Genomic DNA, 15,570 nt, shown 5'->3' with positions numbered 1-15,570 from the left:
TGATGGGCGGTTAGCTCAGCTGGGAGAGCACCTGCCTTACAAGCAGGGGGTCACAAGTTCGATCCTTGTACCGCCCACCATCTTACCCTTTCCGGGGGTGTAGCTCAGTTTGGTTTAGAGCGCCTGCCTGTCACGCAGGAGGTCGCGGGTTCGAGCCCCGTCACTCCCGCCATTTTTGCTACGCAAAAATGGCAGAGCAATTGAGCAATAGATCATTAGAACAATAGACGAACAAAAACTCAATTGTGGTCTATTTTCGATTGTTCTATTGTTCGAGGAATGACGCCAGATGCCTTTTATGTTTGAAAACCTCAATGTGTATAATAAAGCGGTTGATTTTGCGGATGAAATTAGTAAATTAACAGAGTCCTTTCCAAAAGGAAATTATTACCTCACAGATCAGATAAACCGCGCAGCTTTGTCTATCTCTACGAACATAGCCGAAGGTAATGGCAGGTATCACAAGGCAGATAGGATTAACTTTTTCAGAATATCCCGCGGCTCCGCATTTGAATGCGTTCCGATATTAGAATTGTGTCGGCGCAAGAAGTTGATCAAAGATAATACTTGCAAATGCCTGAAAGAAAATCTGGATGAAATTTGCAAGATGCTATCCGGATTAATGGATCATTGAAGATTTTTGCTACGCAAAAATGGCAGAGCAATATCCATAGCAGAGAAGTTAAGTAAGTATTTTCACTCATTCTCGTCCCGCCTCTGGCGGAACTCCGAGGCTGTCGCTAAGATAATGGCTCAGCTCCCGAATCCAGTCAAAATACTTACCTAACTTCTTCCCATAGGTAGAAAAACCCACAAATTACGAATTCGTATATTATATGTTATGCTTAGAACATTCAACCTCGGAGGGTAAGTATGGAATTTAGTGAAAAAGTGGCTCTTGTAACGGGTGCCGGCACCGGAAACGGAGAGGCAATATCAGAGCGCCTATTTGCTGGTGGTGCGTCGGTTGTGCTGATTAGTCGTCGCCTTGAGCCGGTGGAATTGGTTTGTAGGAGAATTGACCCAAAGGGTGTGCGTACTTTAGCACTTGAGGCAGATGTACGTGATCCTTTAGCTATGGAAAATGCAGTGAAGCGAACCATTGAGCGATTTGAGAAACTCGATTTGGCTGTGAATAACGCTGGTGTAACTGGTCCAGCCGGTGTACCGGTTCAGGACGTAGAAGCAGAGATATGGCGTGAGGTCATCGACACGGACCTGACCGGTATCTTCTTCTCCATGAAATATGAGATACCTGCAATGCTTGCCAACGGTTCTGGTGCGATTGTGAATATGTCGTCGGCTAATGGCTTAGTCGGCTTGGCAGGCATGTCAGCATACACTGCGGCGAAACACGGAGTAATCGGGTTGACTCGCTCAGCCGCCCTAGAGTTGGCAGAGTCGAATATCCGCGTATGTGCAGTAGCTCCGGGCTATGTCGCAACCCAACGGATAATGGAATCCGGCAAAGAGGTCACGGACTGGATGGCGAGCGTACATCCCATGAAGCGTCTCGCCACCCGGGAAGAAGTTGCGGATCTGGTCGCGTATTTATTAAGTGAGCGCGCGGCCTTCATGACCGGGAGCGTCCATTCTATAGACGGCGGGTACACTGCACAGTAATTCAATTGCGCATAACAATCGGTTCCAGCGGACGCCGCGACGCGCCGCCGCTGAACCGGAGCGTTAGCATCCTTTCTATAAAGTATAGATACAATCAAAAACCCAACTTATGATATAATTAAAAGATGGATAAGAGGGTGTTTAAAATAACTTCCCATGGCGATAATGATTCGTTAACATACTGGCGAAAAAAAAGTTATGTTGAACGGTTAGAAGCCCTGGAACAATTAAGGCAAATTATATTCGGGTATGATCCAGCTACCACAAGATTTCAAAGAACTCTTACAATTACTGAACTCAAAAAAAATTGAATATTTAGTAATTGGCGGATATGCTGTGGCGTTTTATGGCCACCCCCGCGCTACGGGTGACCTTGATATATGGGTAGCGCTGTCAAAAGATAACGCCCATAAAATTGTCGAAGCCCTTAAAGAATTTGGGTTTGACACCCCCAACCTGAAAGATGAAATATTCTTAGAGAAAGGCAAAAACATAAGAATGGGGAATGAACCTCTGCGCATAGAAATATTAACTTCTATAGATGGCGTTGAATTTAACGAATGCTTTAAAAACAGAAAAAAAGTGACTATTAATGATGTAGAAATAAATTTTATATCGTTACAAGATTTGAAGAAGAATAAGAAAGCCAGCGGAAGACTCCAGGATTTAGCTGATATCGAAAATATGGAATAATAAACTCCCAACAAAACATTAGAGAGGACTTGTGAAACTCGCCGCTCAATTTTGACGGTTCCAACCCCCTTGCAATTTATCTTTGAGTCCCTTATCATTAAACAATGCTCAAATTAATCCAAAAACTTAAAAGATGGTTTTTCCCCGTTAAAATAGTTGTCGATACGAATATATTTGTCGGCGCTTACTGGAATGAGAACAGCGCGTCGGCGGCCATATTGGAAAAAATAGAGAAGAGGGAAATAAGGCTCTTATATTCAAAAGGCATAGAAAAAGAGTTATTCTTTGTATTAAAACAGATGAAAGCCCGCCGGGAATTCCTCGGGAGGGTTAAAAATATACTTGCCTTAAGCAGGAAAGTCAGGCCTGCGGAAAAAATCGAAGTCGTGAAAGATGATTATTCCGATAACAAATATTTCGCGTGCGCGCTCAGCGGCAAAGCCGACTGGATAGTGTCTTCGGATAAACATTTTCACTCGGTGAAAAATTTTGCTATTCCTGTGGTAAAAGCGTCTGAATTCATGACTTCGTATAATGTTTGAGGTATTGAAAAAATAGGGGGGAGGGCGGTGTTGCATGCCCTCCCATGGGTTTTTTTTATTTCCTGTTTTTAAAGGCAAAACCTATTATTCCAGCCAGTCCTATACCCAAAAGGACTATGCTTGAAGGTTCCGGAACTACATCAGCGCTGAAATTATCGAACTCGCCCCAGCTTACGCTGTTATAAAGCCCGATATTTCCGGAAGGTATTCCTGAGAGAGTCTTGGAGACAGAATCAGAACCGAGTGTAAGAGTCGCGGCGCTGCCACTGACATCCAGAGACAGTGTATATTGTGTTCCCGCGCTAAGAGCGGCTATCCCCTGGTTGTTCCATCCGTCGACGTTTTGCCAACGGCTTCCGTCCCATGAATACTCGTTAACGCCTATAATCCAGCCGCTGGCGTCTTTCCATAATCCTGCGGCAAACATCGAACTTGTATAATCTCCTCCGAAAAGTATCCCTATGCCTGATTCGGCGGCATAATAGCCTTTACTGAAATCAGCCGAAATATTTCCGCCCTGGAAGTCCCATCCGACGGTTGATTTTTGCCAGTAACCTTCGCCCGCGTTGTTTTTGTAGATTCCGTCTTCAGCAATCCATGTTGTTCCGCTTTCAGGCGTCCATCCGTCGGCTACTCCATCGTCGAAATTCTCAAGCAGAGCGGGAGCGTTCGATGAGAGCAATACAGACGCAGTAAATACCGCCATTACAAATAAACTTCTTTTCATCCTTCCTCCTTTCATACGGTTAACTTAGTTTCATTATGAAACAATATAAGGCTAAAAATAAAAGCTTATAAACACTTAGTTTCTTTATGAAATAAACTTATTCCATAATATAACCGCAAATCTTGTATTTGTCAAGTTGCAAATAAAAGAATAAGTCAAATCTTGACATTAAAAACTTTTTTACGGATAATAACTGTTTCATTAAGTAGGGGATGGATATGACAAAAAAGGATTTAATTGATTTAGCGGATTTATCAAAGGATGATGTCCTGGAGATATTTTCCGCTTCCGCAAAACTGAAAAAGAAGCTCAAGGAAAAGAACCCGGTTGACATTCTCAAAGGTAAAACGCTTATTATGCTTTTTGAGAAGCCTTCCCTCAGGACAAGGGTTACTTTTGAGGTGGGGATGTTTCAGTTGGGCGGAATTGCGATTAACCTTGACCCGTCTACGGTTAAATTGGGAGTAAGGGAAAGCATTTACGACGCCGCGAAAAATTTTTCGCGGTGGGTTAACGGAATTATGGTCAGGACTTTCTCGCACAAAAAAGTCGAGGAGCTTGCCGAATATTCCGAAGTGCCCGTTATAAACGGCCTTACGGATTTGCTTCATCCCTGCCAGATTTTGACGGATGTTTTTACGATTATTGAAAAATTTTCTCTTAATCCAGCCGCCCCGGATTTTAAAGGTATAAAAGTGGCATATGTAGGCGACGGCAATAATGTTGTGAATTCGCTTGTTCAGGCTTCCGGGTTACTGGGCTTTGATTTAAGCATTGCCTCTCCGGATGGGTATTTCTGCAGTAAAAAAATTCTTACATCGGCCGAAATTCTGGCAAAAACAAGCGGCGCCAAAATAGAAATAGGGACAAACCCTTATGAGGCGGTTAAAAATGCCGATGTCGTTTATACGGATGTATGGGTAAGCATGGGAAAAGAAAGCGAACAATCCAAAAGGATGAAAATTTTTAAGCCGTTCCAGGTGAATAAAAAACTTTTTTCCCGCGCTAAAAAAACGGCTTTTTTTATGCATTGCCTGCCTGCCCACAGGGGCGAGGAAGTAACCGACGAAGTCATAGACAGTCCTAATTCGATAGTTTTCGATCAGGCGGAAAACAGGCTTCACGTCCAGAAGGGCATTTTAAGTATTCTTATGAAAGATTCCTGATCGGAGATGCCGGGCAGAATGAAAAACAGGAAATTGTCTTATTCAGACGGCAAAAAACCGTCCTCATCGGATTTGAAAATAACGGATAAAATCCCTCTTGGCCCTTCGGTTAAAAAAGCGTGGATAGACAGTTCAGGCAACCTGGTCACCGAAAGGTATGTTTCCGATAATTTGCTGGGGGAAACACGAAAAGGGAAAAAATTCTGGTTTTTTGACGCTCAGGGTAATTGTGTTATGGAGCAGTCGCATAACCTGCCTTTGCCTTTTGTGCATATGCTTGCCACAGGAACGCAGTGTTACAGCATCTGTGACCATTTCCTGAGAGGTTATTTCGGCATTGATTACACGCGCATGTTCGGCGAATTTGACGGGCATTATTTTCCTAAAGACCAGGGCCGGTTCGTATGGGTGCGCTCAAGAGATGATAAATCCTGCTGGTGCGTGAATTATGCCCCGCAGAGGACGATAGAACCCGATGCCTTCACATCAACTTTCGGAATGGGGTTTGCTTCTATCGGGAACGAATCGAAAAGACTGGGATTGAAGGGAAAAATAGAAGTTTTTATCCCGTTGAAAGATAAGGCCGAATACTGGATAGTCGAGATTGAAAACACAGGCGGAAAAAAGAAAGAGATAGATCTTATCTGCGCCGTTCCTGTGTTCGGAGGCAGCAGGCATTATGTTGAATATCACAGGGATGTTGTCCGCCTGTATAATAAGGCGGTGTGCGACGGCAAAAAAGGCTCGATTAAAATAAAGCCGGGCATAGAATGGGTGGAAGGGCGTTCGAAGAAAAGCGATATAACATATTTTATGAGCGCTGTCTCGGATACGGGCAAAAGGCCCGACCGTTATTATACGGACAGGGAGTCTTTTCTGGGCCCCCATCAAAGATGGGCCGAGCCTCTTAGTATCCTGGCGGATCTTCCTCCGAAATATGAGATGATCGGCGAAGAGGCTGTGGGCGCTGTCCAGTTTTCACGCGTAACCCTGAAACCCGGCGAGAAAAAATATTTTGTCGTGCAGAACGGTATCGGGATTACGGAAAAAGAATCAGATGTGTCAATCAGGAAAAATACTTATAAAAACGCGGTTGAAGAATTAAATAAGGTAAAAAAATTCTGGGATGAGAATATAAACCGGAAGAAGATTGAAACGCGCAGCCGCGATTTCAATATTTCCTGGAATAAGTGGTGGTATTACCAGCTTTCTATGCGGCGCTGGTTTGGAAACACAGGGCACCCTGAGTTCGATTACGGCACCGACTTCAGCGGGTGGAGAGAAATCTGGCAGGATATGATAGGAGCTATCCTGGTGGATGCCGAAAGCGCTGAAACCCAGCTGCTGGATACTCTTTCCGGCATAAGGCTTGACGGCACAAATGCCACAAGATTTTTCGCGAGGACCGGGAAATTCGGCTCCGATAAGGTTAACGGGCTCTGGTGCGACCATCCCTACTGGACTGCCCAGACAGTGCTGCTTTTCGTGGATTATATAGGGCAGATAGATTATTGCCTGAGAAAAAGGGTTCCGTATTTCAAAGATTTATATCTGAACAGAGGCGGTTCTGTTGATAAGAATTGGGCCGAAAATGTTGCGGGTTTCGCGAAAGATAAAAAACGGAGAAAAGTTTTAGGCACGGTTCTCGAGCATATTCTGGTCCAGAACCTCACTATGTTTTATGATTGCGGTAAAAACGGGCTTCTGTCCATTAAACGCGCCGATTGGAATGACGGCATGGACCAGCTTTGGGGAGAAAGCGTTACTTTTACCATGGGCAATGTCCAGAACCTCAAAGATATAGCAGGTTACCTTCAGAAGCTGAAAGATAAAAAATCAGTTTCCGAAGTGGAATTAATGGAGGAAATAAAGATTCTTTTAGGGAAAAACACTTCCAGCTCCGGTGAGAGAAAAAAAATCCTTGATGATTTTGTCGGAAAAGTCGATTCCGGGGTAACAGGAAAAAAAATCAGGATTCCCGTAGATACGCTTATCGAAGATCTCGGGAAAAAAGAAACGATATTAAAAAATATTATAAATAAAAAGGCATGGAACGGAGAATATTACACAGGTTATTTTTACAGGGACGGGAAGCCGGTTGATACAAAATTCGGCGGGAATAAATTCGAAATCAACCTTATGCCCCAGTCTTTTTCGATTATTTCCGGTGTAGCCGACAGGCAAAGGGCCGAAAAAGTAATTAAATCGGTTAATAAATACCTTAGTGACAGGAGCGTCGGCGGCCTTAAGTTAAATTATCCTCCTTACAGGGAATTTGACCCCATGATAGGGCGCTTGACAGGTTTTGCTCCCGGAACAAAGGAAAACAATGCTGTTTTCAATCACGCGAACCTGTTCTGGATATACGCTATGATGCTGATGGGGAAACCCGGAGAAGCATTCAGGACCTGGGACGGCATTAACCCGTTGAACCACGAGCAGACCGAGGCTAAAATACCGCCTTTTCTGCCGGAATACTGGGTTTCGGAGGACAATGGGCGCATAAGCGGGCGTGGCGAATATCCTCTCCTGACCGGTTCAGCCGTATGGGCGCGTATTATTTTTGAAAGGTATGTGATAGGTTTCAGGGCTTATGTTGACGGTATTACCATAGATCCGAAAATTCCGGCGGGAGAGAGCTGGAAAGATGTAAAATTTTATACTGAATTTAAAGGCTCGGACTATGTAATAAATGTGCAAAATCCTACGGGGAAAGCTGTTAGGAAAGTTAAGAAGGTTATGGTAAACGGCAAAGAGCATAGAGAGCGCTTCATAAAACCTCTGAAAGATAAAAAAGTTTTTATAGAGGTGATATTAGAATAAAGGAAATAATCGCCTTGACAAATCCTGAAATAGTATTATATTTATAGTAGGTTTGGTTTTTTTTTGCGCAAAAATGTAACCGTTTACACACATTGTTACATTTGTCAATAGTGAAACTGGATGTAGCGTTGGTTTTTGGAAAATGAGGGGGAAAAGGAGGGGAAATGAGAAATCTTATTGTTTATGTAATTGCTTTACTTGCCGTTGTAATCCTGCCTTTAAGCGCTTCCGCGGAAACTGTACTTGCCGATTTTAATAGCGGTTCTTCGCCTAATAATGTGGGCGGCGGCCTCGGCGCGTGGGACAAAGATCCTCAAGACAGCACACAGACCTGCCGGGAATCGTTTGACAATATGGTGAAAAACGGGAACAGCGGATGCTCTTTAAAACTCGATTATGATGTTGATTCGCCCAATGCGGCGTTTAACGGTTTCTGGATGAAGCTTAATAATATGAACCTTTCACAGTATCAGACGCTGAACCTTTGGGTGAAAGGCGATCCTTCCAGAGGGTATACTGAAAGATTTAAAATTGAACTTAAAACGCCGGATGGCGTAGGTAAATACTATGTAACCGGAATTAATTCGGACTGGCAGAAAATTTCCATACCTCTTTCGAGTTTCGGGCTTGCCAGCCTTGACAGCTGCACGGAGTTCGTAGTTGTTTTTGAAGACCAGGTTGCTACCGATAAAGACGGGACTATATATATAGATGATATTTCTGTAGAATAAATTGTGGGGGTAAAAAGAGGAAAGGAGTAAGAGATGAAGAAAGTATTATTTGCTGTTGTGATAGCGTTGGTGACGCTAAGCCTTCCTGCCTATGCCGCGCAGAAAGTCCTTGCGGATTTTAACAGCGGAACAAAACCGAACAATGTAGGCGGTGATTTTGGCGCGTGGGATAAAGACCCCGTAGACAACACACAGACATGCGTAGAGTCATTTGACGATGTTGTTAAACACGGGGAAAAAGGTTTTTCGATGAAACTGAAATATGATGTTGATTCGCCGAATCCCGCGTTTAACGGTTTCTGGATGAAGTTGAACGGCCTTAACCTGTCGCCTTATAAAACGTTAAATCTATGGGTTAAAGGCGATTCTGCCGCCGGTTATACAACGAGGTTTAAAGTGGAGCTTAAAACACCGGACGGTGTCGGAGCGTACTACTTAACCGGCATAAACGACAAATGGCAGATGTTTACAATTCCGCTGGAAGCATTTAACCTGCCGAGCCTTGAAAATTGTCAGGAGTTAGTGATTGTGTTTGAAGACAGGATAGCGGATACGAAATCGGGAATAATTTACTTAGATGATGTAAACGCGGAATAACCGGTCTTTTTAATCGTAACCATAGAATGGGGATATAAAAAAGGACGGTTTCCGGATGAAATGTGTTTACAGAAAAGCCAAAACTACTCCTTTGTTGATTGCCCTCTTTGCTCTGTTATATCCGGGTATTTCCGGCGCGGATGAGCGATTGAGCGCCGACGTCCTGGATGTGACGGCTGTAAAAAAGCTGGAATTCTCGGAAACCGGCTGTCTTAAAAGCGATCCGCGTTTCGGCAAATTGCCACCGGAGAAGGAAATCCTCGACAGGATAAAAGACCTGAGAGGGTTTCCTTCCCGTAAAGTCGTTAAAAAAACTTTTCCTGACGATGACAAGCAGTTTCTGAAGTCTCTCGCCGGGGATACATGGCTTTATTTTGATAATCTGGTGAATAAAGGGACCCAGTGCCCGGTCAGTTTCATTAAGCTCGGCGCCGGGCGGAATAAAGGAGAAGGGTGTTTTATAGCCGGGTATACTTCAGCGAGAGATATAGCGTTGTATCTGGTTTCGGTTGTCAGCGCCTATGACCTTGGTTTTATCAAAAAAGAGAATGCCGTCCTGAGGCTTAAATCAACACTTAAAAGCGTTGGATATTTCGAGCATTATTACGGTTTCCTGTACAAATATTACGACCACACAAGCGGCGAGAAAGCGGATGATCTCATATCCAGCCTTGACAACGCTTTTTTTGCCGCGGCGCTGATTGTCATAAGAAACACATTCCCCCGCGAATTGTACGACAATTGCCAGGAGATGATATTGAAAATGGATTTTTCTTTTTTCCTGAATGAAGATACCGGCCGTTTTTATGGCGGTTTTTATTCTGACACAGAGAAATACACGGAGCAGGAATATGAGATCCTATTTACCGAATCGAGGCTTCTTGATTTTATAGCCACAGGAAAATATGATGTCGGAAAAGAATGCTGGCTGTCGACACTCAGAAGTTTTCCCCGGAAATCGGACAAATGTGAAAATGTTATGCCCGGATGGAGCGGAGCTATGTGTGAGGCTTCCACGCCCGCTGTTTTTATAAATGAGAAAAATATATTGGAAGGGAAACTCTGGAAAAACGCTTATGCGTATGCGCTGTGCCAGGAAAAATCTCCTTTTGACGGCGGATACTGGGGCGTCTCCGGGTGTTACGATTGCGCGGGCAGCAGGGTAATACAGGGGATTGGGAAACTCGCGGTTCATAATTATGATGCTGATCTCCTGTCGCCTTTGGCGGCTGTTTCGGCTCTTATGTATATTCCTGAAAAGGCCGTAAAGAATGTCAGGAAAATCGCAAAGGATTTTGAGGTGTACGGGGAATATGGCTTTTATTCCTCCGTTGATGTATCGGGCAAAAAGGTAGCTTATATATATTCCGCGGAAGAGCAGTCTTTGATATTGCTTGCGATAAATAATTATTTGAATGGCGGCGTTATACAAAAAAGGTTTGCCGAAGATGATATATCAAAGGGCGCTGTTACCTTGTTGAACGATATAGAAAACGGCCTTAAATAGGATTGGATTTTCCAAATAAAAGGGGGGGAAAGTGAGATTGGTTTTGAAATATATAAAAATTTTCTCTGTTAGTTTTCTTTTTAACCTGGTTGCCTGCGGCGTCTTGTGCTTTGCGGATGCTGATTCCGCGAATAAAGTTCTCCTGGTAGATGATTTTAACAGGGGAATAATGGTCAATAATCTGGGCGGGATCTATGGCGGAGACCTTGAAGAGCCGGGCACTTGCAGGGTAACTCTGAAATACAATCTGCCGGACGAACTTTCGGCCGCAGAAAAGGAACTTGATATTAAGGGAACCGATGTTTTCGGCAACAGGGGGGCGTCTTTGCAGTTGGACTATGACGTAAGCGCTTACGATACATATAGTTATTTCTGGATGAAACTGGGCAGGCCTTATCCTAACGATAATACATGTTTTCTCTCCGCAGACCTGACAGGTTATGATTACCTCTCTTTCTGGATTAAGAGCCGTTACGGGTTTGATAAGATCAAACTTGAGCTTCACGAGGATACTGACAGCGACGGCAAATTTATATGGAATAAAGATTATACGTCCGCTGTGTACATCCATGGTTATGTTCCGGGCGGAATTTCCACGGAATGGAAAAAGGTTATAATCCCATTGAGTAATTTCGGCAACATAAGGGATTTCAGCAGGATTAACGAGATAGTATTTGTTATAGAAAGTAAAAATGGAAATCCTAATGGAATATTATTCGTTGATAATATTGTATTCGGTAAAGTGAATTCAGGCGCCAAAAGCTATGATTCCAAATCGGAACCCGGCGCTCCGTTTGCCGGTTCGCTGAGAGTTAACGGACAGCTTATGAGAAAAGGCGATATCATAAAAAACGGCGATATAATAACGGTTGCGGCGGAATCAAGCTTAAAGGATGCCATACTTGAAAACATAAAGTTTGAATTTTCTGATGACGGCAAAGTGTGGCAGGTTTTCGGAACCGATTATAATACCGAAGATAAAGCCTATGGCGTAAAAATAGATACTATCACATTGAGCGGCAGTAACCTGTATTCTTTCAGGGCCGCTGCGGAAAGCATAGAGGGTAAATTTACTTATATGCCCCAGGCTGTTCCTGACTGCAGGGTCAGGGAGCTTACCGATGACGAATTTCTGGATGCGGTGAGCAAAGCATCGTTTGATTATTTCTGGAACGAGGTAGATGAAAGTTCCGGTTTGGTAAAAGACGCGACAGGTCATGATTATTGTAATATAGCGAATGTGGGCTTCTGTTTAAGCGCTTATTGCATCGGCGTTGAGAGAGACTGGGTGGAAAGGGAAGAAGCGGAGAAAAGGTGTCTGAGAATACTGGATACATTCTTAAATGATGTCGAAGGAGAATATGGTTTTTATTATCACTTTATTAAGCTCGGGAGCGGCAAAAGGGACGGCAGAAGCGAAGTTTCGACGATAGACACGGCGATATTTTTGTGCGGTATCATCACCGCCGGCGAGTATTTCGGCGGGGAAGTAATGGAAAAAGGAAATTTGATTGTAGATAAAGTCGAATGGGACAGGTTTATAAATCTCGATGAGGAAGACGCCTACGGGCATTACCTTAATTTTTATCACGGATGGCGGCCTGAAGGCGGCAAAGGCGGGCGGCTGACCGATTATTACTGGGATTTTTATTCAGATGAAATAATGCTTGTGAATATCCTTGCGTTGGGTTCAAAAGAACACAGCGTTCCTCCGGAAAGTTTTTATTCCTGGACAAGAAGGAAAGGAAGATATAAAGACGGCAATGAATTCATATATTCATGGCATGGCGGGCTCTTCTCATATCAGTATGCCCATGCATGGTTTGATTTCAAGGGTATTGTCGACAGAGAGGATACAGATTGGTTTCAAAACTCCGTTGACGCCACTATCACCAACAGGCAATTCTGTGTAGATCACATGTCCGAATTCTCCACTTACGGGCCTGACAGCTGGGGTGTAACGTCTTTTTCGATTAAAAACGGGGGAAATTATACTATGGAACACGGAACGCCTCCGTGCGGTTCCGGATTGCCTATTTATGACGGGACTATTTCCCCTTCAGGCCCCGCGGGTTCAATCCCGTTTACGCCTAAACTTTCCCTGCAGGCTTTAAGGTTTTTCCAGAGAAAATATCCGAGGTTATGGGGAGTATACGGCCTCGGGGATTCCTTTAATCTGGACGAAGAATGGTGGTCGCACCGCTATTACGGTTTAGGTGAAGGCATTACCCTGCTGGCTATAGAGAATTACCGTTCGGGCCTTATATGGAAATATTTTATGAGGAGCCCCTATATCGTCAACGGTCTGGCGCGGGCAGGCTTCAAAAACAGGGTTTCAGCCCGGCCGGTCGAAGAAATTTCTTATAAGATTACAAAAACTGGAGTTCCCGCTGAGGGTAAAACAGTTTTATCCCTCGGCAAAAAAATATCTTCGATGTTTTCATCGCTGAAATCAAAATGCCTGTCCGACGCGGACAGCATAAAAAACGCGGTGATTATACTGCTGATAGCGGTTGTGATAATAATGGCGTTAATAAGGATTAAATCAAAGAGGAAGTAAAAATATGAATTGGAAAAACCCGAAATTAAAAATTATGAAAGGGATACTGCTTGCAGGTCTTGGAATCGTGATTGCATTAAGCAGTTTCCTTAAGGTCGGGAGTTTCCAGTTTCCCCTGAACAGGTTCCTGATATTTGTTATCGGTATTTTCTTTGTGTATCTCGGCATCGAATCTCTGGTTATATTCAAGAGGTAGGTTTAATGGGAATAGAAATAAAAAAAGACCAGTTTGTCATAGACGGAAAGCGCGGGTTCCTCAATTCCGGAGAAATGCATTATTTCCGGCTTAAGAGGAGCCGGTGGCCGGTCTTTTTGAAAAAGATGAAAGACGCGGGATTAAACGCCGTATCGACCTATTTACCCTGGTCGTGGCATGAGTATGAGGAAGGGAAATTCGATTTTACCGGCAATACTGTTCCGGAAAGGGATATCGCGGGTTTTATAGATGAAGTCAAGGCCGCGGGCCTGTATATGACATTAAAACCCGGCCCTGTGATTATGGCGGAATTTCTTGACCAGGGGATCCCTGACTGGTTTATAGACTCCCATGAGGAAGTGCTGGCCAGAAATGAAGCCGGAAACGTTATAAATAACAGATATATAACACTTATGCATCCCGTTTATCTTGAATATGTGAAAAAATGGTATGATAAAATTATGCCTCTTATAAAAAATGCCCAGGTCGGCAGAGGAGGCCCTGTCGGGCTGCTGCAGGTCTGCAATGAGGTGGGAATCCATCAATGGCTGTCGGGGCAGGGGGATTATTCGGATGTCAGTATCAGGTATTTCAGGGATTTCCTGAAAGACAGGTATAAGAATATCAGAAAACTTAATGAGGATTATGCTTCCTCTTATAAAAGCTTCGATGAAGTCGAGCCTCCGGCCGGAAAAGTTAAATCCCGTTTGGATTTTGTCAGATGGACTGACTATCATTCATATCATAGAGCCTACTATAACAGGTATCTCTCGCATCTTTATAATGAAATCAGGAATTACGATATAGATTTGACTTTATATCATAATGTTCCCGGATGGGTCTTCGGCAGGGCCATAGAGTTTCCCGTATGTATATCGACCTATACCGGCCTGCCCGAAGATATAATACTCGGCGTTGACCACATACCGGAGCGTGTTACATTCACTAATTTCCATGACGATTATATTATCAATCAGATGGTGGAAGCCCTGCAGAAAAGGCAATATCCGTTGTTCGGGGCCGAATTGCAGGCGGGAACAAGGGAACATAACGTCAGGACATTCCATAATGAGTTAAAACTTTTCTATAAAGCGTGTTTTGCGAACGGGCTGAAAGGTATGAACTATTATATGTTCTGCCAGGGTGAGAACCCTCCCGGAAGAGGGGCTTACAGCCGTTTATTTTACTGGGAGAACTGTCTGGACATAAACGCGGCAGAGAACCCCCTGTATCAGGATTGCAAATATCTGGGCAATTGGCTCGGGGAAAACGGAAAAACACTGGTTGAAAGCTCTATTGACGCGAAAATAGGCATTGTCTTTTATCCGCAGTATTACTCTACTGAGTTTTTCTATCCGCTTTTCGGAGGGGAAAAACGGTTTCACCCTTCCGATGCCGGATTGCTTTACGACTTAAAATATGTAAGGGAAAAATTCTACTTTGAGACACTTTTAAAAATATTGAGATTACTTAATATTCCCTTTGAGATAATCATGCCGGACAGGTCTGAAACTGCGGATATCCTGAAATATAAAAAGCTATGGGTATTTTCTCTTGATTTTATGTCTGAACAGGCGCAGAAAAAGATCCTGGAATATATTAATGAAGGCGGAAACGCGGTAATTTTCCCGATGGCGCCTTATCTTGGGGAAAATCTTGAGAAGTGCACTGTTCTGCAGGATGGGCTGGGCATAACACAGAAAGTGGCGAAAGATTATAAGATACCGAGAATGGATGTGCTTGGTATCCCGGATATTAATGTTGAAGGAGCCGTTGTTGAACTTGATTCCGAAAAAGAACATAAGAAAATAGCTGTTCTTACGGGAACGGACAGATGCTGCGGGCTTGAAGTCAAATGCGGTTCGGGAAAAGCGTCGGTGTTAGGCGCTTTCTTCGGATACCAGACTTCGGAACATCTTGATGTTGTGAAAAGGTTTTGCGAAGATGAGCGGGATTTGCTGAAAGTTTCTTCTTCCAACCCCGAGCTTATAACGGTGTTACGGGAAAACGGGAAGGAAAAGATCCTGTTTTTACTGAATTATTCGCCTCTGGATGTATCATCGGATTTAAAAGTGATATCAGATACGGAAGAATACGATATGGGCGTGGTTAATATTAAAGCCCACTCGGGAATTATGTGCCCGGTGGAAAAAGATATAAAAAACGGCATAAAGATAAGATTTTCCACATCTGAGGTGACAGAAGTTAAGAAAGAAAACTCAGATGTCCGGGTGTGTTTTTCGTGTGAAGGCAACACAAATCCGGTTGTGGAATTGGCTTTACCCGGGAATTATGAAGCGGCCTGTTCCGTTAAATCAGAAATATCCGTAAGAGAGGGGACGGCAAGAGTAATAATAACGGAACCTGTGGAATCGTTTAATATAAAAATAACGCGCGGAGGATAA

Annotated in this window: 13 protein-coding genes and 2 tRNA genes; 14 read left to right on the top strand and 1 reads right to left on the bottom strand. The window is 43.7% G+C overall.

The annotated features are described in order from the left end of the window. The first annotated feature begins 4 nt into the window (after window positions 1–4). The 6 genes from M0R36_01730 (at window position 5) to M0R36_01705 (ending at window position 2,858) form a co-directional block, all read left to right on the top strand. Window positions 5–80, top strand: a tRNA-Val gene (locus M0R36_01730). 13 nt (window positions 81–93) lie between these two features. Next, a tRNA-Asp gene (locus M0R36_01725) sits at window positions 94–172 on the top strand. A gap of 126 nt (window positions 173–298) precedes the next feature. Beyond that, window positions 299–634 carry a four helix bundle protein gene (locus tag M0R36_01720; protein ID MCK9554530.1) on the top strand — a complete coding sequence of 112 codons (336 nt, stop codon included), beginning with the start codon at window positions 299–301 and terminating at the stop codon, window positions 632–634. A gap of 239 nt (window positions 635–873) precedes the next feature. Continuing rightward, entirely contained in the window at window positions 874–1,623 is a 750-nt protein-coding gene (locus M0R36_01715) for an SDR family oxidoreductase (GenBank protein MCK9554529.1), read from the top strand. 249 nt (window positions 1,624–1,872) lie between these two features. Continuing rightward, window positions 1,873–2,316 carry a nucleotidyltransferase gene (locus M0R36_01710; protein MCK9554528.1) on the top strand — a complete coding sequence of 148 codons (444 nt, stop codon included), beginning with the start codon at window positions 1,873–1,875 and terminating at the stop codon, window positions 2,314–2,316. 104 nt (window positions 2,317–2,420) lie between these two features. Next, window positions 2,421–2,858 (top strand): putative toxin-antitoxin system toxin component, PIN family, encoded by a 438-nt coding sequence (locus M0R36_01705; protein ID MCK9554527.1) that lies wholly within the window; start codon window positions 2,421–2,423, stop codon window positions 2,856–2,858. A gap of 55 nt (window positions 2,859–2,913) precedes the next feature. Here the strand turns inward: M0R36_01705 and M0R36_01700 are convergent, their stop codons facing one another. Next, a complete protein-coding gene (locus M0R36_01700) occupies window positions 2,914–3,585 on the bottom strand; it encodes a PEP-CTERM sorting domain-containing protein (protein MCK9554526.1) in 672 nt (223 codons plus the stop codon). A gap of 212 nt (window positions 3,586–3,797) precedes the next feature. Between M0R36_01700 and argF the strand changes: the two genes are divergently transcribed. The 8 genes from argF to M0R36_01660 all read left to right on the top strand — a co-directional run bounded on the left by argF (window position 3,798) and on the right by M0R36_01660 (window position 15,570). Then, complete coding sequence (gene argF, locus M0R36_01695; protein MCK9554525.1) at window positions 3,798–4,751, top strand: ornithine carbamoyltransferase; 954 nt, start codon at window positions 3,798–3,800, stop codon at window positions 4,749–4,751. An 18-nt stretch (window positions 4,752–4,769) separates the two neighbouring features. Continuing rightward, window positions 4,770–7,574 (top strand): hypothetical protein, encoded by a 2,805-nt coding sequence (locus tag M0R36_01690; GenBank protein ID MCK9554524.1) that lies wholly within the window; start codon window positions 4,770–4,772, stop codon window positions 7,572–7,574. Between the two features lie 164 nt (window positions 7,575–7,738). Then, window positions 7,739–8,305: a hypothetical protein gene (locus M0R36_01685; protein ID MCK9554523.1), complete on the top strand. Its 567-nt coding sequence runs from the start codon at window positions 7,739–7,741 to the stop codon at window positions 8,303–8,305. A 33-nt stretch (window positions 8,306–8,338) separates the two neighbouring features. Beyond that, window positions 8,339–8,902 carry a hypothetical protein gene (locus M0R36_01680; GenBank protein MCK9554522.1) on the top strand — a complete coding sequence of 188 codons (564 nt, stop codon included), beginning with the start codon at window positions 8,339–8,341 and terminating at the stop codon, window positions 8,900–8,902. A 55-nt stretch (window positions 8,903–8,957) separates the two neighbouring features. After that, complete coding sequence (locus tag M0R36_01675) at window positions 8,958–10,409, top strand: hypothetical protein (GenBank protein MCK9554521.1); 1,452 nt, start codon at window positions 8,958–8,960, stop codon at window positions 10,407–10,409. Window positions 10,410–10,440: 31 nt separating this feature from the next. Next, a complete protein-coding gene (locus M0R36_01670) occupies window positions 10,441–12,969 on the top strand; it encodes a hypothetical protein (protein MCK9554520.1) in 2,529 nt (842 codons plus the stop codon). Between the two features lie 4 nt (window positions 12,970–12,973). Then, a complete protein-coding gene (locus tag M0R36_01665; protein MCK9554519.1) occupies window positions 12,974–13,165 on the top strand; it encodes a hypothetical protein in 192 nt (63 codons plus the stop codon). A 5-nt stretch (window positions 13,166–13,170) separates the two neighbouring features. After that, a complete protein-coding gene (locus M0R36_01660) occupies window positions 13,171–15,570 on the top strand; it encodes a beta-galactosidase (GenBank protein MCK9554518.1) in 2,400 nt (799 codons plus the stop codon).

Source organism: bacterium, assembly GCA_023228325.1.
Taxonomy (GTDB): Bacteria; Auribacterota; UBA6266; order UBA6266; family UBA6266; genus UBA6266.
The sequence above is the reverse complement of the archived record's forward strand: the minus strand, read 5'-3'. Positions and strand labels throughout refer to the sequence as shown.